Origin of the sequence: Trinickia symbiotica, assembly GCF_003028655.1 — a bacterium.
GTDB lineage: Bacteria > Pseudomonadota > Gammaproteobacteria > Burkholderiales > Burkholderiaceae > Trinickia > Trinickia symbiotica_A.
Genome location: NZ_PYUC01000015.1, coordinates 95,324 through 113,231, shown reverse-complemented (window position 1 = coordinate 113,231; position 17,908 = coordinate 95,324). Strand labels below are relative to the sequence as shown.

The following is a 17,908-nucleotide window of genomic DNA, read 5'->3' as shown; positions in this document are numbered from 1 at the left end:
CGCGGTCGCAAGTCGCGGTAAGGTGTGGGGCACACGGGAGACGCTTATGAAGATCGGGTTCATCGGCCTCGGTGTCATGGGCCAGCCAATGGCGCTCAACCTTGCGCGCGCCGGTACCGAGCTCGTCGTCTGGAATCGTACGCCGGAGCGTGCCGACGCATTGCGCGAAGCGGGCGCGCAAGTCGCCGAGAGCGTCGCGGAAGTTTGCCGGGAGGCTCGCATCGTGATCGCGATGATGGCAACCGATGCTGCATTGGACGCGGTGCTCGGCCGCGGCACCGATGCGTTCGCCGCGAACGTCGCGGGACATACGATCGTGCACATGGGCACGACGTCGGCCGACTATTCGCGCGGGCTCGAGGTCGATGTCCGCTCGGCGGGCGGCCGTTATGTCGAAGCACCGGTCTCCGGCTCGCGCAAGCCGGCCGAGGCGGGGCAGCTCGTGGCGATGATGGCGGGCGACCCGGCGGCTGTCGAGGAAGTTCGGCCGCTGCTCAAGCCGATGTGTCATGAAACGGTGGTTTGCGGCGCCGTGCCGTCCGCGCTTTTGATGAAGCTGTCGGTCAATAGCTTTCTGATTCCGATGGTGACTTCGCTTGCCGAGGCCGCGCATCTCGCGCGACGTTTCGGGCTCGACATGAAGCAGTTCCAGGCGGTGCTCGACGCGGGTCAAATGGCGAGCAGCATATCGCGCGTGAAGGTCGACAAGCTCGTGAACGAAAATTTCGAGGTCCAGGCTTCGATCGTCGACGTGCTGAAGAACAATCGGCTGGCGACTGAGGCGGCGCGCAACGCAAATCTTGCATCGCCGCTGCTGGATATCTGCTTCCAGCTGTATTCGGAGACCGTGTCGCTAGGGCACGGCAACGAGGATATGGCGGCAGTCGTGCGTGCCATCGAGGCACGAAGCGATGCGAGGCGCGGATCGGCGTGAGCAGTGGCGCTCGACCCACATTGAATCGCCGAACTCATGTGTCCGATAGTGTGACGCCTCGAGTGCGGCCTCCGCGCGTTGTAGCGTCAACTCATCGGTGAATGCTCCGAGCAGCGCGTAGTGGCTGGAATCGGGTTCGTGTGTGCCTGTCACGATTGCATCGACGACTTTGAGCTTCGTTCGCGGACCAATGTGCTGACGCGCGACACCGTCGCCCGCTTGTACCGTGCCATCGACACTTGCCGCGGCCTCCAGAGCGCGCACCACAGTGGTCCCGATGGCGACAATGCGTCCACCGCGCTTGCGTGTGGCTTCGACCAACGCGGCAGTCGCCGCGGGGATCCTGTAGCACTCGTCGAACGGCAACTTCGCATCGAGCGCCGGATCGCCAGTCGTTGACAATCCCGCCGCATGCGTCAATGTTGCGAATGCCACCCCCTTCTCACGCAATTCGCGCAACATATGCCAGTCAAGAGCAAAACCCGCCGATGGAGGTTCGAACGCAACGGGATGCGCGGCGATGGGCGTCCAGACATCCCACATCGCAAGCGGATCGACCATGTAGGAGTACTGAATTGGCTTGCCATGCACCGCGAGTTCGTGCCAGATCCGTACCGGCTCGCTTTCGAATCGGATCTCGATCAAATGCGGATGGTCGAGGAGTCGGACGATGGTAGCGTTTAGCGCTCCGAGCACGATACGCTCGCCGAGCGTCAACGGAGGCGGGGCTGGGCGAGCTTCAGTCGGCGTACGAAAATCGCCGTCGCCGAAAACGACGCAACGAAAGTCTCGAACGTCGTCGGGTTCGAGCGAAGAACGGCCGGCTAGCCGCAATTCGACGCGCGCGCCCGTGCGTTCGAGGACGCCGGACAGGCTCGCGGGCAGCGTTGCGGCATCATTGGCGATCACGCAATCGCAGCGGCGCAGCAGACCCACCAACGCACTACGAGCGCGATGCTCGATCTTCCCGTAGCGATCGACGACAAGTAGTCGTGCATTCTTCGGTCGCTGGACCGGTGTGGTTGCCGCTTCCATGCTCACATTTCTCCTTTGGCTGGCAGGTGACGCATTTCCTCGAGCGTAGATGCGATGGCGTCGGCAAATTCGCGTGCCGCGTCAGCTGGGCGCTTGAGCGTCGCGATGTCCGCGTCAGGCACCGCAAGTGCGTGGAACGGCGTATTCATATCGCCGGGATCGAGCGAAAGCACGCGAATGCGCTCGGCACGTAGTTCCTCGTCCCAAATGCGGCTCATGTGACGAAGCGCAGCCTTGCTCGCGCCATAGGCGCCCCAAGTCGGGTACGGCTCGACGGCCGCGTCGCTCGATACATTCAGTACGACTGCGCCGCCTCGCTCGCGCGCCGCGGCGGCGAGAGCGCCTAAAAGCGCCTTTGTCAGACGGAATGGTCCAAGCAGGTTCGTGGCAATCGCCACTTCGAGGTCCTCGCAATCGGTGTCGCCAAGCAACGTCAGCGGCACGGGACCGAGCGACGACGCATTGTTTACGAGTACATCGACGCCGCCGAGCACGCCGGTGATTTGCATCGCGAGCGGATAAATGTCGTCCTTGCGTGAGACGTCGGCCGCGAAGCCCGTCGCGTACGGGCGTTCGCCGGCCACAGATGCGACGCGCCCGGCGTCCCGCGCGACGAAGGCCACTCGCGCTCCGCGCGCTAGAAGCTCATCGACTAGGGCAAGGCCGAGTCCGGACGTGCCCCCGGTGATCGCGGCGCGTATGCCTGCAAGGCTGAGCGGTTGCTCCATGATCGTTCTCCTCGTCCAGGTTCTGCCGGTGCACAACCGGCGGTTTCCGTATGACCGATAATGGCGACACTGCGGTGCACGCTCCAGCGTGATGTCTAAAACTTTGTCGGAAAGTCGATACGATGGACGAAGTAGAACAGGCTGCTCACCATCTCGCCCGCAATCTCGTGGCCTTGCGACATGCGCGTTCGCTGACGCAAGACGCACTGGCAAAGGTTTCAGGGCTGCCTCGATCGACGATAGCGAACTTGGAGTCGGGCGAGGGCAATCCATCGCTCGCCGTACTGATGAAGGTCGCGGGGGCGCTTGCGGCGCCGATAGACGAGTTACTCGCATCGCCTCGCGCGAAGGTGCGGAAATGGGCAGCCAGCGAAGTGCCGGCATCGAATCGCGGCACCGGCCTGACGGTCCGGCCGCTTGTGCCCGAGCCGGTACCGGACGGCATACTCGATACGATGGCGTTCGCGCCAGGTGCATCGATGCGCGGTACGCCGCATCTTCCTGGCACGCGCGAATATTTCACCTGCTTGTCGGGCACCGTGACCGTGTTCGTCGCGGGTGAACGGCACTCGCTCGTCGCCGGGGACGTGCTCGCGTTCCCCGGCCATGTAGCGCACTCCTATCGCAACGAGGATGCGGAGCAGGCGGCGCTGGGCATTTCGATCGTCATTCTTGCCAAGGCAGGCGTGTAGCGCCAATCCATCGCCGTTCTTGCATCGGGTAGGCCTCGCGAATGAGCGCAACTGGGCTGCGAAGGCTCACCTGAAGCAAAATGTCGTCTGCGCACGTCGGCAGAGCGCCGGTCACGTCACGTATCGGCCTTCCGACCCTTTTTGTTCCTTTGCCGGCCATCGATGCCGAGTAGGGGAAAGTCAATTCGTCGTTCAAGCGAGCTCAAAGGAGCCACTGCTCATGCCCGAAACGAACGTTTCGTTCTTCAGTCGATTGTCTCTCGCGATCGGCACGTTTTTTACCATCCTCGCCGATCGTGAGTTCGCGGCCGGCGTGCTCCGCTTGCGGGAAGGCGCTGCGCCCGTCGCCGCGGCGCCCCAAGCCCCGACCGCTGCCGCGCCCGTGATCAAGGATACGGGCCCGGATGCGGCGCTTCAGCTATTGGGACTTCTTCAGCGCGAGGCGCGCTTGATCGATTTCGTCGAGGAGGACATCGCCAGCTACGCGGATGCGGACATCGGCGCGGCGGCGAGGCTCGTGCACGAAGGCTGCCGCAAGGCGCTGCGCGAGCATTTCACCATTCGCCCAGTGCGCGAAGAGGCCGAGGGCAGTCGCGTGACGTTGGCCGAGAACTTCGATGCCAAGGCAATCCGGCTCACGGGCAACGTTGTCGGCAAGCCGCCGTTCAGCGGCAGCATCAGCCATCGTGGATGGCGCGTCGAGGAGGTCCGGCTGCCGAAGCTGACGGGTAGTCACGATGCGACCGTGATTGCACCGGCGGAGATCGAGCTATGAGCGATCCGCGCTATTCGATCGGCATTGATCTCGGTACGACGCATTGCGCGCTTTCCTACGTCGATCTCTCCGCGAGCGACGGCGAGAAGACGAGCCAGGACGTCATGCCCGTCATGCAACTGGTCGGCCCGGGGGCGCTCGAAGCCCTCGATTTGCTGCCGTCCTTCCTCTATCTCCCGCATGAAAGCGAATTGACGCCGGGCGATCTCGCACTGCCGTGGACTTCGGCACGAGATTTCATCGTCGGGGAAATGGCACGCAGCCGGGGAGCCGGCACGCCGATTCGGCTCGTGTCCAGCGCGAAGAGTTGGTTATGCCATCCCGGCGTCGACCGCCGCGCCGCCATTTTGCCGAGCGACGCGCCGCCCGAGGTTGCGCGCACGTCGCCGCTCGAGAGTTCCGTCCGCTATCTCACGCATCTGCGCGAGGCGTGGGACTATGCGCACCCCGACGCGCCATTCGCCGAGCAGGCCATCACCGTGACGATTCCCGCGTCGTTCGACCCGGCCGCGAGGGAGTTGACGGCGGAGGCCGCCGAGGCGGCCGGTTACAGCCGCGCGACGCTGCTGGAAGAACCGCAAGCGGCGCTCTATAGCTGGATCCAAAAGAGCGAGGGGGCCTGGCGTAAAGAGGTACGAGTAGGCGACATCATCCTCGTCGTCGATGTCGGCGGCGGCACGACAGACTTGTCGCTGATCGCCGTCGTCGAGCGCGAGGGCAATCTCGAGCTGCATCGCGTCGCGGTCGGCGATCATATTCTGCTCGGCGGCGACAACATGGACCTTGCGCTCGCGCACGTCGTCGCGCGCAAGCTGGCCGCGCAAGGCACGCAGGCCGACGCGTGGCAATTGCGCGCACTCACCTACGCGTGCCGCTCGGCGAAGGAGACGCTGCTGACGGCGACCGATACGGACGTCGCGCCGCTCGTCGTGCCGAGCCGCGGCTCGAAGCTGATCGGCGGCTCGATCCGGACCGAGCTCACGCGCGAGGAACTGACGCAAACGATTCTCGAAGGCTTTTTCCCGCAAGTCGACGTTTCGGCGCGACCGATCAATCGGCCGAGGGCCGGCTTGACACGGCTCGGCCTGCCGTATGCGCAGGATGCGGGCATCACGAGGCATCTCGCCGCCTTTCTTGGCCGGCAGGTCGGCGCGCTCGACGAACTCGACGGCTTGAACGAGGCGCGCGTGGAAGGGGTGAGCTTCCTGCATCCGACCGCCGTTCTCTTCAATGGCGGCGTATTCAAGTCGCCGCTGTTGGTCGAGCGCATCATGCAGGCGCTGAACGGTTGGCTCGCGGCCGAAGGCTCCGCGCCTGCGCGTCTGCTCTCGGGTGCGGACTTCGACCTTGCCGTCGCGCGCGGCGCGGCTTATTACGGTTATGTGAAGCGCGGCAAAGGCGTGCGGATTCGCGGCGGCACGGCGCGTTCGTACTATGTCGGCGTCGAATCGGCGATGCCGGCCGTTCCTGGCATCGAGCCGCCGATCCAAGCGCTTTGCGTGGCGCCGTTCGGCATGGAGGAAGGCACGGACGCGGACTTGCCGGAGCAAGAGTTCGGTCTCGTCGTCGGCGAGCCCGTTCATTTCCGGTTTTTCGGCTCGTCGGTGCGCCGCCAGGATCAGGTCGGCACGATGCTCGAAGCGTGGTCGGCGGACGAGTTGCAGGAGCTCGACGCGATCGAGGCGACGCTGCCGGCGCAAGGGCGCACGGCCGGCGAAGTCGTGCCGGTCAAGCTTCATGCGCGCGTCACCGAATCGGGGACGCTCGAGCTCGAAGCGATCCCGCGCGGGACCGACGAGCGCTGGAAGGTCGAATTCGATGTGCGCGGAGGGGCCGTCGGCTGAATTCGATGAAGCAATACACGGTCGGCATCGACCTCGGCACGAGCAACACGGTCCTCGCCTATGTCGAGGCGGGATCGGAAAACATTCGTGTCTTCGACGTCGACCAGCTCGTGAGTCTCGGTGAAGTCGGCGCGCGGCCGCTTCTGCCGTCGGTGCGGTATCACCCGGCACCCGGCGAGCTCCATGAGGGCGACCTGCAATTGCCGTGGACGCGCGCCGGGCAAGACGGCGAGGTCGGCGCCGAGCCGCCGGCCGTCATCGGCCAGCTCGCCCGGGCGCTCGGCGCGCAGGTGCCGGGCCGCATCGTCACGAGCGCAAAAAGCTGGCTCTCGCATGCTTCGGTCGATCGTCTCGCGCCGATTCTGCCTTGGGGCGCCGACGACGAAGTCGGCAAGGTATCGCCCGTCATCGCGAGCGCCAGCTACCTGGCTCATCTGCGCCGCGCCTGGAACCACCGCTTTCCGCACGCTCCGCTCGAGCAGCAGGATGTCGTGCTCACGGTGCCCGCGTCGTTCGACGATGGCGCACGCGCGCTTACGCTCGAAGCGGCGCGCATCGCGAAGCTGCCCGACCTGCGGCTGCTCGAAGAGCCTCAGGCTGCGTTCTACGACTGGCTGTTCCGTCATCGCGCCACGCTGAAGGAGGAGCTTGCCGATACGCGACTGGTGCTGATTTGCGATGTCGGCGGCGGCACGACTGATCTCACGCTCATCAAAGTGCAGTTCGACAACGGCGAGCCGCAATTGACGCGCATCGGTGTGGGCAACCATCTGATGCTCGGCGGCGACAACATGGATCTCGCGCTTGCGCGGCTCGTCGAAACGCGCATTGCCTCGGGCGATACACGCTTGTCGGCGGCGAGCCTCTCGCAGCTCGTCGAGCGGTGTCGGGCGGCAAAGGAGCAGCTCCTGTCGGACGACGCACGCGACTCGGTCGCCATCACGCTGCTGTCCGCCGGAGCGAGACTGGTCGGCGGAGCGCGAACGGCCGAGCTGGACCGAGAGGAAGCGGAGCGCGTCGTCGTCGACGGATTTTTCCCCGTCGTCGAGCCAGGCGAAACGCCTCGTCGCGCGCGAGGCGCGATCGTCGAGTTCGGGTTGCCTTATGCGGCGGACCCCGCCATCACGCGACACATCGCTGCGTTCTTGAGTCGCTTCGACGGACCCTCGCGCGAAGCGTTGAAATTGCCGGAGCACGCGAGCGCGGCCGCGGCCATGCCGGATACGTTGTTGCTCAATGGCGGCGTCTTTCGCAGCCAGCTGCTCTCGGACCGTCTCGCCGACACGATCGGCGCATGGCGCCAACGGCCGTTGCACGTCCTGCGCAACGATCATCCCGATGTGGCCGTCGCGCGCGGCGCCGTTGCCTATAGCCTCGCTCGCAAAGGTTTTGCGCCAAGGATCGGAGGCGGCTCGCCGCGCAGCTACATGCTCGTGCTCGATGAGGACGGCGACGTGAAGCGCGGTGTCTGTCTTTTGCCCAGGGGGACCGAGGAGGGGCACGAGGTGCGTCTCGAGGATCGGCTCTTTGCGCTGCGGCTCGGGCACCCCGTGCGTTTCCATCTGGTTTCGACCGCGGCCGATACGGCCTACCGGCATGGCGAGCTCGTCGATCTCTCGACGGGCGACTTCGTGCGATTGCCGCCGATCGCGACCGTCGTGCAGCCGCAGGGGACGGGCGAGGCGCGCGAAACGCCGGTCAAGCTCGCGACCTCGCTCACCGAGGTGGGCACCCTCGAGATGCATTGCGTCGGCGCCGACGACCCCGCGCAACGATGGCTGCTCGAGTTCCAATTGCGGCAGGGCGAACTCGGTGCGGAGGCCGCGTCCGCGTCTGAAACGGCGGCGCATTCGTCGCTCGAAGCGGCGATCGCGCCTATCGATCGAGCGTTCGGCGCACGCGCAGCCGGCGTCGATCCGAAGGAAACGAAGCGGTTGCGCTCGCGGCTCGAGGAACTGCTCGGGCCGCGCGAAAGTTGGGACAGCGCATTGCTTCGCGAGATGTTCGGTGCGCTTTGGGAGCGCGCGCGTCGGCGGCGGCGCTCCGCGGACCATGAGCGGATATGGCTCAATCTGGCTGGGTACTGCATTCGCCCCGGTTTCGGTTATCCGCTCGACGATTGGCGCGTCGATCAACTCTGGTCGCTCTTCGACGACGGCATTCAATACGTCAACGACGGCCGCGTCTGGTCCGAATGGTGGACGCTCTGGCGCCGCGCGGCGGGCGGCCTCGGCGAAGAGGCGCAACTGCAGTTGCTTGATGCGATGGCTTATCTCGATCCGGCCAACATGAAGCGACGCAAAATGCCGTTCGATCCCGCGAAGGTCGGCCATGCCGACATGGTCCTCGTCTCCGCATCGCTCGAGCGAATACCGGTCGAGCGCAAGATCGAGATGGCGGAGCGGCTGCTCGACCGACTTCGCAAGCCCTCGGAGAATCAGCAGCAGTGGTGGGCGATCGGCCGGATCGGCACGCGTCGACCGTTCTACGGCAGTGCGCATGGCGTGGTGCCGCCCGAAGTCGCGACGCGATGGCTGGAAGCGATTCTGGCGCTGGATTGGAAGAAGGTCGAATCGGCCGTCTTTGCCGCGCTTCAGATCGCTCGCGTGACGGGCGACCGGGCCCGAGACCTGCCGCTCGAAGTCCGCGAGACCGTCGCGCGTCGGTTGCAGGCGGCGAACGCGCCGCCGCGATGGGTGCGGATGGTCAGCGAGGTGGTGGAGCTCGACGACGCCGACTCGGTGCGCGTTTTCGGCGAGACGCTGCCCGCCGGTTTGAAGCTGATCGGCGGCTGACGTCGTGCTTCGCTCGCGAAAGCCGAGCGCAATCCGCTACGGCCGGGCCGCGACTTCGTCGAGATGAGAGAGGAGGTCGGCGGGGTCTTCATAGACGCGCAGGGCGCCCGCCTTCTCGAGCTCGTCGGTGCCATAGCCTCCCGAGAGCAGTCCCACGCCGAGGGCCCGGCATCGACGCGCCGCCAGCATGTCCCAGACGCTGTCACCCACCACGACCGTATGTTCGATCGGCACACCTAACCGATCGGCAGCCGCGAGAAAGAGATCGGGGTCGGGCTTCGCGTGCTTGACTTGATCGCGCGTGACGACGACGGCTGCTTCCGGGTCGACGCCGAGCGCTTCGAGGTTGAACTTCGCCGTTTCCATCCGCCCGCTCGTCGCGATCGCCCATCGAATCTTTGCGCGCGTCAGCGCTTCGAGCAGCGCGATGGCGCCCGGCAGCGGCTTCACCTCGCTACGCAGGCGTTGATACGCTGCCGTATGGGCGACGCGCAGACGCTCGACTCGATCCTCGTTGAATTGATCGTGCGTTTCGCGCAGGAGCTGGTTGACGAAGAGACCTCCGCTCATGCCGATCTTGCGGTGAATGCGCCAGACGGAAAGATCGATGCCCTCCGAGTCGAGCGCCTCCTTCCAGGCGAGCACATGCTGATAGACGCTGTCGACGAGCGTACCGTCGAGGTCGAAAAGAAACGATGTCTCGATGCGCATGGGTGGATGATCCTCTTCCTCAGGTTCGCTCAACGCCTCAGGCGTCGAGTCGTGATGTCGGGACTGCGCAGCAACGTGCGTACCGCGCGGCTCAATCCTCTCCGATATGCGCTTCGCCGTGACCGCTGAGCCCACGCGTATCGGGTGCGAGCTGCGCGAAGATCCACGCCGAAGACGCGGTGATGATGCCGACGCATGCGTACGTCGCATGAAACGCCACGAGCGTTTCATTGGACGATTGATGGCCGAACAACGACGTGAAGGTGCCGAGCAGCGCGCCGGCCACGGTGACGCCGAGGCTCATCGAGAGCATCTGCGCCAGCGAAAATAGGCTGTTGCCGCTGCTCGCCCCGGCGGTGCCGAGGTCCTTGAGCGTGAGGGTGTTCATGGCGGTGAACTGCATCGAATTGAAACCGCCGAAGATCGCAAACTGCACGATGTGCAGCCAAATGGGCTGATTTGGCGCGACGAGCGCGAAGCTCGCCATCGTCAGGCCGACGATCACCGTGTTGACGAGCAGCACCGAGCGGTACCCGTACCGGGTGATCAGTTCGACGACGATGCGCTTCGACGCCATGCCGGCAGCAGCGGCCGGCAACATCATCAGGCCGGCGTGAAACGGCGAATAGCCGAGGCTCACTTGGAGCAGAAGCGGCAGCAGGTACGGCATCGCCCCACTGCCGATGCGCGCGAAGAGGTTTCCGAGGAGACCGACCCGAAAAGTCGGGATCTGAAACAGGTCGAGCGAGAACAGCGGCTCCGCGCTGCGCGCGGCGTGCAATGCGTACCCCGTCAGGCAAGCGAACGCGAAGATGAGCAGCACGAGGACGATGGCATGCTGGAGCCCGAGCTCCGCGAGACCATCGAGCGCGACCGTGAGCGCCAGCATCGCCAGCGCGAGCATCGCATAGCCTTTGATGTCGAAGCCGCCGGCCGAAGGCAATGGCTCGCCGAGCATAAAGAGCGCCGTGGCCGCGCAGCCGACGACGCCGACCGGCACATTGATCAGAAAGACCCAATGCCATGACGCGACGTCGGTCAGCCAGCCGCCGAGCGTCGGGCCGATCAGCGGGCCGACGAGACCCGGGATGGCAACGAAGCTGAGCGCCGCCAGGTATCGCTCGCGCGGAAACGTGCGCAGAATCGCGAGGCGCCCGACAGGCAGAAGCATGGCGCCGCCGACGCCTTGCAACACGCGCGACGCGACCAACTGCCAAAGCGCGCGCGAGCTCGCGCAAAAGAGCGACCCCACCGTGAAAACGAGGATCGCGGCGAAGAATACGCGCCGCGTGCCGAGGCGATCGGCGAGAAAGCCCGAAACGGGGATCATCAGCGCCATCGTCAGCGAGTAGGCGACGACGACCGATTGCATACGTAACGGCAACTCGCCGAGACTGCGCGCCATCGCGGGCAGGGCCGTGTTGACGATCGTGGTATCGAGCGTCTGCATGAAGAACCCCGTGGCGACGAGCCATAGCGTGATCGTCAATTTGCGCTCGTGCGCTTTGTCTGGCTCGATCTCGGTCTCGGTCGTGATGTCGCGCATGGGGTATGGGACGATGGGGCTGCTCGGGAAGACGATAAAACGATGGGTAAAAAATGTCCGACTATTTTAGCGGCTTCCCTCAATCCGATTCGGTCAGGCGCGCATGGCGTCGCCAGGTTGGTCCGCACCGCTACCGGCTGCGTCGTCATGCTTCGGTCGGCGCACTGCCCGCAACTTCCCGCTGCCACCGCCCCCGCAGAAGAATTGCTCGCCGCCATCGGACTCGAGCCCCGAGACATTGACGCCTTCCGGCATTTCGATGGATTCGAACACTTCGCCCGTTTGCGGGTCGATTCGCCGCAACTCACTCGCGTCGTCTTCCCAAGTTCCGTGCCAGAGCTCGCCGTCGACCCAGGTCACGCCGGTGACGAAGCGGTTCGACTCGATGGCGCGAAGAATGGCGCCTGTTTCCGGGTCGACCTGATAAATCTTGCGCTCGCGATAGCGCCCGACCCAGAGCGTTCCTTCCGCCCATGCGAGCCCCGAGTTGCCGCCTCCGCCCGGCGCGGGAATCGTGGCGATCACACGCCCGGTCTTGCGATCGATCTTGTGGATGCGGTCGTCGGCGATTTGAAAGAGATGCTCTCCGTCGAACGCCGTTCCCGCACGCGACTCGACGTCGATCGAGCGTAGCGTTTCCCCGCTCGACGGGTCCAACGCCTGCAGCTTGTCGCCGGTCGCGAACCAGACATGCTGGCCGTCATAGCTGACGCCGTGCACGCCATCGACGCCGGGAAAGGGGCCATACTCGCGGATGATTTCGGCTGCCGATCGTTTCATGCACGTCTCCTGAGGTGTTCGTCATTCACTAGACTAGCCGAGCGGGGAGCAACAACGTGGTCGCCAAGGCCGGCATGGGCGGCGCCATCCAACGACGGGCCCGTCCGCGGCCGACCGATTGCACCTTGCCGCTCTGAGCGAGCGAATCGAGTGCCCGCTGCACGGTGCGCTGACTGGCGCCGAGCGCAAGCGCCACGGCGGAACTCGACCACGATTCGCCGTCCGCCAGCAATGCGAGAACGGCCGCGTGCTTCTCTTCGACGGGCCGCGCCAACACGACGATCTCGCGAGCATGCTGCGGGATCAGCGCAAATCCTCTTTTCGTCGCGACCACCTCAGCGAGCGGCCGAATGGCTGCGCGCAGCCGTGCCATCTCCACCCGCAGCCGCATGCGATGCGATTCATCGGGGAGCTTCGTCCGGAATGCATCGGCGATCAATGCGTTTCGGGGCACGTCTTCGGGCCATGCCTCGGCGAGGGCGCGGGCGAGCGCGAACAACACCGGTCGCCGTGCAAGACGGATCGCGGGGGCTGCGTTGCAGGCGACGATATGCCGGCAAGCGTCCACGACGAGCGTGCCCGACATCATCAGCGCTTCGACTTCTTCGAGCAGTAGCGGATGCGCTTGCCCGTGCGCGATCAGCCGCGCCGCCGGCGTCGACAGCAGGAGGGCCGCGCTCTCGACTTCCGCTTTTAGCGCAGGAATGCCCGAATGGGCCGCGGCGTGTCGGGCGCGGACGAGCGCGGCACGCGCGGCCTTTGCCTGAAGGCGCCGCATCGCCATGCCCGCGACGATCAACTCATGCGCCGCCTTCAACGCGGGCGGGAACGGTGCGGCGTCGAATCCGACGAGCAAGCGCTCGGCATCCTCGAGGCGGCCGATCAGCAAGAGGCGCCGGACTTCGAGGTACCGCGCGTGGGCTGCGTTCAGTCGATCGCCATGCGCTTCGAGCGTCGCGCGTGCTGCGTCCAGCGCCTTCGCTGGCCAGTTGAGCTCGCGCGAAGCGAGCGCGATCTCGGCCTCGGCGACGACACACCTTGCGCGGGCCAACGCTTCCTTAGGACCGAAGGCGCGCGCCGCGCTGCGCATCAGCGCTTTCGCTCGCGCCAAGTCTCCGAGCTGAGCCATGGCAATGCCTCGAAGCGCGAGCGCGGGCGCGTCGCCGCGCAGCGCGACGCGATTCAGCGCGCCGAGCGCATCTCCGGCCGCGAGCGCGCGTGCCGCGGCTTCGATCAGCGAGTCCATCCGAATCGCGCCAAAGTTGTCACTCCCTCTCGTCAGACGCCCGGCCCTAATCTATCACCACGCTCACCAACTAGCACGTCGAATCGGGGACCGACCGAGCGACGAAACCCGACGAAACCCCTTAGGAGGAAGGAATGGCAACGACACATGCAACCGGCACCCGTGACGAGTGGCTTGCGGCGCGGATCAAGCTGCTCGAGGCCGAGAAGGAGCTGACGCGACGCGGCGACGAACTGGCGACGCAGCGGCAGGCACTGCCGTGGGTCCGCGTCGAGAAGGACTACCGGTTCGACACCGAGGAAGGCAACGTTTCGCTGGCGGATCTGTTCAAAGGGCGCTCGCAACTACTCGTCTACCACTTCATGTTTGGGCCCGATTACCAAGCGGGGTGCCCGGCATGCTCGACGATCGCGGATGGATTCAACGGCTTCGCCATTCACCTCGCGAACCACGACGTCATGCTGATGGCGGTATCGCGAGCGCCTTTCGCGAAGCTGCAGGCGTACAAGCAGCGGATGGGCTGGACGTTTCCTTGGGCGTCGTCGCTCGGCAGCGAGTTCAATTTCGACTTCAACGTGTCGGTGACCGAGGAGCAGCAGCGCAAGGGCGACGTCGAATACAACTACGAGCGCGGCGGTCATGCCATGGATATGAAGGAGCCGCCGGAACCGGTCGTACGGTTTGCGAGTTCATGCGGCACCGACGCGGCGACCTACACGCGCGATCGGCCCGGCATGAGCGCATTCATCCTCGAGGACGGTGTCGTCTATCACACCTACTCGACTTATGCGCGAGGACTGGACGGCCTCTGGGGCATGTACCAGTGGCTCGATCGCGCGCCGAAAGGACGCAACGAAGCGGACGGCCTCTGGTGGCTTCGCCATGACGAGTACGAAACGCGTTGAGGCAGCGTTCAAAATGAGCATGAGGGAAGACCATCCCGCGGAGCGGGCGATACCGCGGCCCATCGCCTCGGAATTCGCCTCCCAGCGAGCCCTGTTCGGCACGTCGGCTCTGCTGTTCGTCATCGGCGCGGCGATCACGGTCGTCTGGTCCGCATCGATGTCGGCCATGCACGGAATGCCGATGGCGGGCGGCTGGTCGATGTCGATGGCCTGGATGCGGATGCCCGATCAGACATGGCTCGGCTTCGCCGCATCGTTCGTCGGCATGTGGGTCGCCATGATGACGGCAATGATGATGCCGTCGCTGGTGCCGATGCTCCTGCGCTACGGCCGGGCGATCGATGTCCGGGGCGCGAGACGGCTAGCGTGGCTGACATCGATTGTCGGTGCGGGCTATTTCTTCGTGTGGACGCTTATCGGCATGGCGGTTTTTGCGATTGGCGTCACGCTTGCCGCAGCCGAGATGGCCTGGCCGGCGCTGGCGCGCGCGGTTCCGATCGCGAGCGGTATGGCCGTGGTAGCTGCCGGAGGGCTCCAGTTCACCGCGTGGAACATGCGCCACCTCGCCTGCTGCCGCGAGGCACCGGGGCGCGATCGCAAATTGCGCCCCGACGCCGGCACGGCATGGCTCCACGGTTTGCGTCTTGGTCTGCATTGCTGCTATTGCTCGCTCGGGTTGACGGCGGTTTTGCTCGTCGTTGGGATGATGGACTTGCGCATGATGACTGTCGTGACGGTTGCCATTACCACCGAACGTCTCGCGCCGGGCGGCGAGCGTATCGCAAGGGCCATCGGTGCCGTTGTCGCCGTGGTGGGACTGGGCCTGATCATGCATGCCGGCTTGCAGGGGTGACGCATCGCGGCTATTTGCCTTTTCAGCGTCGCGAGGAGTATTGTCGGAGGCGGGCGTATTTCGAGATAGGAACAGCGGGTGAGGTATGATGGTGGAACATGTATGTTCCATTTGATGGACCTCCCATGAGGGATACCGACGTGCTTTACGGCGAGGACGCGCAGGCGCTGCGCAAGAAGGCCGGGCTCACGCAGACGCAGCTCGCGGAGCGCTGGGGCCTCACGCGACAGCAAATCGGTCGCTACGAAAAGACGGGACAGACAGTTCCGCCAAAGGAGGCCGACGCGTATCGAGGCTTGGTGCTTACCGTGCAGCGTAATGCAACATAGAAATTGCATTTGACGTCTGGGTGCGCTACCATGGATCCCCTCACCGAATTTCCTCGACGCGCGATGACGGCTATCGTTTTTGACACGCTTGCTTACGCTGAAAAGCTCGAGGCCGCTGGCTTTACGCACGAGCAGGCCAAGGGCCAGGCGCACGCATTGCGCGAAATGATCGATGATCAGATTGCGACGAAGCAAGACCTGGCCGCGCTCGATGCGAGTGTCTCGGCAAGGCTGTCCGAGATGAAAGCCGAGTTGATCAAGTGGTACATCGGCACGACGTTCGGCATGACCGCCTTGGTCGTCGGGCTGCTCAAGCTCATTCACTAGTCCGCCGTTCTTCTCAAACGGCGGCGTCGGCAAAAGCTCGCAACGAACCGGTTCGCAATCTTCATGCCGCGTTGCATAGTGATGCAGCATCCAGCTCAATCTTTTCCCAATTCACGAGTTAGCGATAGATTGCTTGGCTGCGTTAAATACAGAAAGAACGGCCTTTATATTTATTATTGACAAATACCTTACTATTTTCGGGGCGGGCGATTAAGCACGTAAAGCTCCGGCAATAGAAAAGATTTCGCTCCCGTGTTGTTCGCAGAGCGCCAGCCTAGTGCCTACGCTCAAGCCGAAGACGAAGCCGCGCCTTGACAAGCCGCGCGTTCCCACCTAATTTCATAACGCCGATCTTATCGGTATCTATGCATTACCCTCCGAAATTATTTATCAAAATCGCTTAACAGACGTTTCGCATCACGCAGTATTAATTTGTGCGGTTCGATAGTCAGGCTCTTGGTTGTGTCGAGAAGAGGGCTGAAGGTCGACCGTCGTCTGCTATTGCGCGCCGAAAAAAACGACGCGTATGGAAGGCGGCGGTCATCGAGAAACGGCAACTCAACTTCCAAGGACGAACAATGAAGAAGCGAGATAGGAGTGGTACACCGGGGCTCGAGCGTCGTTGTGGCGGCGGGCTCTGGCTCGGTGCGATTGCGGCGGCAGCGCTTGCGCTTGCCGGGTGTGGCGGTGGCGACGGCGGCTCGCCGGTGACGGCGAGCGCGAATGCCCAGCAACCCACGGCAGCGCAGTCAGCCGGTGAGCAGCAGGCGATGGCCGATGCGCCTTTCGTGGATCAGATAGCCTATTCGACGAACGCGGGCGACAGTCTCGATCCGACGCACGTATCGGAGAAGGCAGCCGTCATGCATCACGTTTGGACTTCGGGCAATACGACGATTCACTACACGACGACGACGGGCCATCTGACGGCCTTCGATCTTGGCGGCAAGCCGGAAGCGACGATGTCGTACGTCGCCTACACGGCGCCGAGCAAGGACGGGACGCCTCGCCCGGTCACGTTCTTCTACAACGGTGGCCCGGGCTCCTCATCGATCTGGCTGCGGCTTGGCTCGTTCGCCCCTACGCGCGTGGCCACGCCTGATCCACTGATGACGAATTGGCCGAATTTCCCGCTCGTGGACAATGCGCAGAGCCTTATCGATACAACCGACATGGTCTTCATCGACCCGCCGGGCACGGGGCTCTCGGAGGCCATTGCGCCCAACACGAACCAGAAGTTCTGGGGTAGCGATCCCGATGTCAATGTCATGCGCGACTTCATTCGTCGCTATATCGCGGCGAACAGCCGGAGCAATTCGCCGCTGTACCTGTATGGCGAATCGTATGGCACGCCGCGCACGGACATGCTGGCGCTCGCACTCGAATCCGCCGGCGTCCATCTGACGGGGATCATGCTGCAGTCGTCGATCCTGAACTACTTCGCCGATGCGATCGAAGCGGTCGCGATCCTCAGCGGCAACACGATCGACATGAATGCGCTCAAGCTCGACACCGATACGTTGAGCGGCTATTACCCCGGATATGCGGCGGTGGCGGCCTACTTCAATCAACTGTCGCTGCCGGTTCAAGTGGACCCGGCGTTGTTTGCGTTCCAGTCGGAGTTGTTCGCGACGACCCACTATAGTGACTTCACGAAGTATGCGCAGTCGTGGGTACTGAGCCAGCTCGGCGTGCCGACGTTCCTGGGCACGCCGGTTTTCCCGAGCGCACCTACGCTGGCTTCGTGGACGTGGTCGTCGGGCTTGTCGTTCCAGGCGCTGAATGGTTATTTCAACATCAATCCATTCAACAACGAACTGCTGCCGGGCACGACGATCGGCCGCTACGACGGACGCGTCTCGCTGCCCGATAGCGATCCGCGACTGCAAACCGACGGCGATCCTTCGGATATCTTGATTTCGCAGCCGTTCACGACGGCCCTCGCGACGCAGATGCCGACGTATCTCGGCTATACGGCGCCGAACGCCACGTACATGCCGTTGAACGACAACATCATTAACGTCTGGAATTTCTCGCACGACGGCCAGCCGCTGCCCGATACGATTCCCGATCTGCTGGCGGCGATCGAGCTCAACCCGCAGTTGCAGGTGCTTGCGTTGAACGGTTATCACGATCTCGCCACGCCGTTCTTCAACACGGAGAAACAGCTCGCACGTTTGCAGACGGTGCAAGGGTTCAATCCGAACCTGCAGGTGACGTTCTATCCGGGCGGCCACATGATCTATCTCGACGACAACGCACGCCCGAAAATGAAGTCGGATCTGCGTGACTTCTATGCCGGACAGCCGGCGCCCGGCGCACTCGGACTTTGGATGCTGCCGCCGCCGTGGAGAGACGAAAGCCCGGCGGGCACGCCGACGCTGGCGGCACAGTCCTCGACGCAGTAA

16 protein-coding genes are annotated in these 17,908 nt (G+C 64.1%); 10 read left to right on the top strand and 6 right to left on the bottom strand.

The window, feature by feature from the left end:
* Positions 1 to 22 precede the first annotated feature (22 nt).
* Positions 23 to 934, top strand: a complete 912-nt coding sequence (locus C9I57_RS25740; RefSeq protein ID WP_258187822.1) for an NAD(P)-dependent oxidoreductase — start codon at positions 23 to 25, stop codon at positions 932 to 934.
* On the opposite strand, the gene C9I57_RS25735 is transcribed toward C9I57_RS25740, so the two are convergent.
* On the bottom strand, positions 854 to 1,969 hold the full coding sequence (locus C9I57_RS25735; RefSeq protein ID WP_107153416.1) for an S-adenosylmethionine:tRNA ribosyltransferase-isomerase: 1,116 nt from the start codon (positions 1,967 to 1,969) through the stop codon (positions 854 to 856). The two genes, C9I57_RS25740 and C9I57_RS25735, sit on opposite strands and share 81 nt — an antisense overlap.
* 2 nt (positions 1,970 to 1,971) lie before the next feature.
* Entirely contained in the window at positions 1,972 to 2,697 is a 726-nt protein-coding gene (locus C9I57_RS25730) for an SDR family NAD(P)-dependent oxidoreductase (RefSeq protein WP_107153415.1), read from the bottom strand.
* Between the two features lie 122 nt (positions 2,698 to 2,819).
* Here C9I57_RS25730 and C9I57_RS25725 point away from each other — a divergent pair, with 122 nt between their 5' ends.
* The 4 genes from C9I57_RS25725 to C9I57_RS25710 all read left to right on the top strand — a co-directional run bounded on the left by C9I57_RS25725 (position 2,820) and on the right by C9I57_RS25710 (position 8,803).
* Positions 2,820 to 3,389 carry a helix-turn-helix domain-containing protein gene (locus C9I57_RS25725; RefSeq protein WP_107153414.1) on the top strand — a complete coding sequence of 190 codons (570 nt, stop codon included), beginning with the start codon at positions 2,820 to 2,822 and terminating at the stop codon, positions 3,387 to 3,389.
* A gap of 220 nt (positions 3,390 to 3,609) precedes the next feature.
* Positions 3,610 to 4,164 (top strand): DUF2760 domain-containing protein, encoded by a 555-nt coding sequence (locus C9I57_RS25720; protein ID WP_107153413.1) that lies wholly within the window; start codon positions 3,610 to 3,612, stop codon positions 4,162 to 4,164.
* Entirely contained in the window at positions 4,161 to 6,008 is a 1,848-nt protein-coding gene (locus C9I57_RS25715) for an Hsp70 family protein (protein WP_107153412.1), read from the top strand. The genes C9I57_RS25720 and C9I57_RS25715 overlap by 4 nt, the downstream gene beginning before the upstream one ends.
* A gap of 5 nt (positions 6,009 to 6,013) precedes the next feature.
* Positions 6,014 to 8,803 carry an Hsp70 family protein gene (locus C9I57_RS25710; RefSeq protein ID WP_107153411.1) on the top strand — a complete coding sequence of 930 codons (2,790 nt, stop codon included), beginning with the start codon at positions 6,014 to 6,016 and terminating at the stop codon, positions 8,801 to 8,803.
* 36 nt (positions 8,804 to 8,839) lie between these two features.
* On the opposite strand, the gene C9I57_RS25705 is transcribed toward C9I57_RS25710, so the two are convergent.
* From C9I57_RS25705 to C9I57_RS25690, 4 genes are all read right to left on the bottom strand, one after another.
* Positions 8,840 to 9,514 (bottom strand): HAD family hydrolase, encoded by a 675-nt coding sequence (locus C9I57_RS25705; RefSeq protein WP_107153410.1) that lies wholly within the window; start codon positions 9,512 to 9,514, stop codon positions 8,840 to 8,842.
* Positions 9,515 to 9,605: 91 nt separating this feature from the next.
* Positions 9,606 to 11,060, bottom strand: a complete 1,455-nt coding sequence (gene mdtD, locus C9I57_RS25700; RefSeq protein WP_107153409.1) for a multidrug transporter subunit MdtD — start codon at positions 11,058 to 11,060, stop codon at positions 9,606 to 9,608.
* A 93-nt stretch (positions 11,061 to 11,153) separates the two neighbouring features.
* Positions 11,154 to 11,840 carry a Vgb family protein gene (locus tag C9I57_RS25695; protein ID WP_107153408.1) on the bottom strand — a complete coding sequence of 229 codons (687 nt, stop codon included), beginning with the start codon at positions 11,838 to 11,840 and terminating at the stop codon, positions 11,154 to 11,156.
* A gap of 28 nt (positions 11,841 to 11,868) precedes the next feature.
* Positions 11,869 to 13,086: a helix-turn-helix domain-containing protein gene (locus C9I57_RS25690; protein WP_107153407.1), complete on the bottom strand. Its 1,218-nt coding sequence runs from the start codon at positions 13,084 to 13,086 to the stop codon at positions 11,869 to 11,871.
* A gap of 134 nt (positions 13,087 to 13,220) precedes the next feature.
* Here C9I57_RS25690 and C9I57_RS25685 point away from each other — a divergent pair, with 134 nt between their 5' ends.
* The 5 genes from C9I57_RS25685 (at position 13,221) to C9I57_RS25665 (ending at position 17,908) form a co-directional block, all read left to right on the top strand.
* A complete protein-coding gene (locus tag C9I57_RS25685; RefSeq protein ID WP_107153406.1) occupies positions 13,221 to 13,991 on the top strand; it encodes a DUF899 domain-containing protein in 771 nt (256 codons plus the stop codon).
* A 13-nt stretch (positions 13,992 to 14,004) separates the two neighbouring features.
* The gene (locus tag C9I57_RS25680) at positions 14,005 to 14,844 is read left to right on the top strand and encodes a DUF2182 domain-containing protein (RefSeq protein WP_258187817.1); all 840 of its coding nucleotides are present in this window, start codon (positions 14,005 to 14,007) and stop codon (positions 14,842 to 14,844) included.
* A 125-nt stretch (positions 14,845 to 14,969) separates the two neighbouring features.
* The gene (locus C9I57_RS25675) at positions 14,970 to 15,173 is read left to right on the top strand and encodes a helix-turn-helix domain-containing protein (protein ID WP_107153405.1); all 204 of its coding nucleotides are present in this window, start codon (positions 14,970 to 14,972) and stop codon (positions 15,171 to 15,173) included.
* Between the two features lie 30 nt (positions 15,174 to 15,203).
* The gene (locus C9I57_RS25670) at positions 15,204 to 15,500 is read left to right on the top strand and encodes a CCDC90 family protein (RefSeq protein ID WP_219909911.1); all 297 of its coding nucleotides are present in this window, start codon (positions 15,204 to 15,206) and stop codon (positions 15,498 to 15,500) included.
* Between the two features lie 578 nt (positions 15,501 to 16,078).
* A complete protein-coding gene (locus C9I57_RS25665; RefSeq protein ID WP_107153404.1) occupies positions 16,079 to 17,908 on the top strand; it encodes a S10 family serine carboxypeptidase-like protein in 1,830 nt (609 codons plus the stop codon).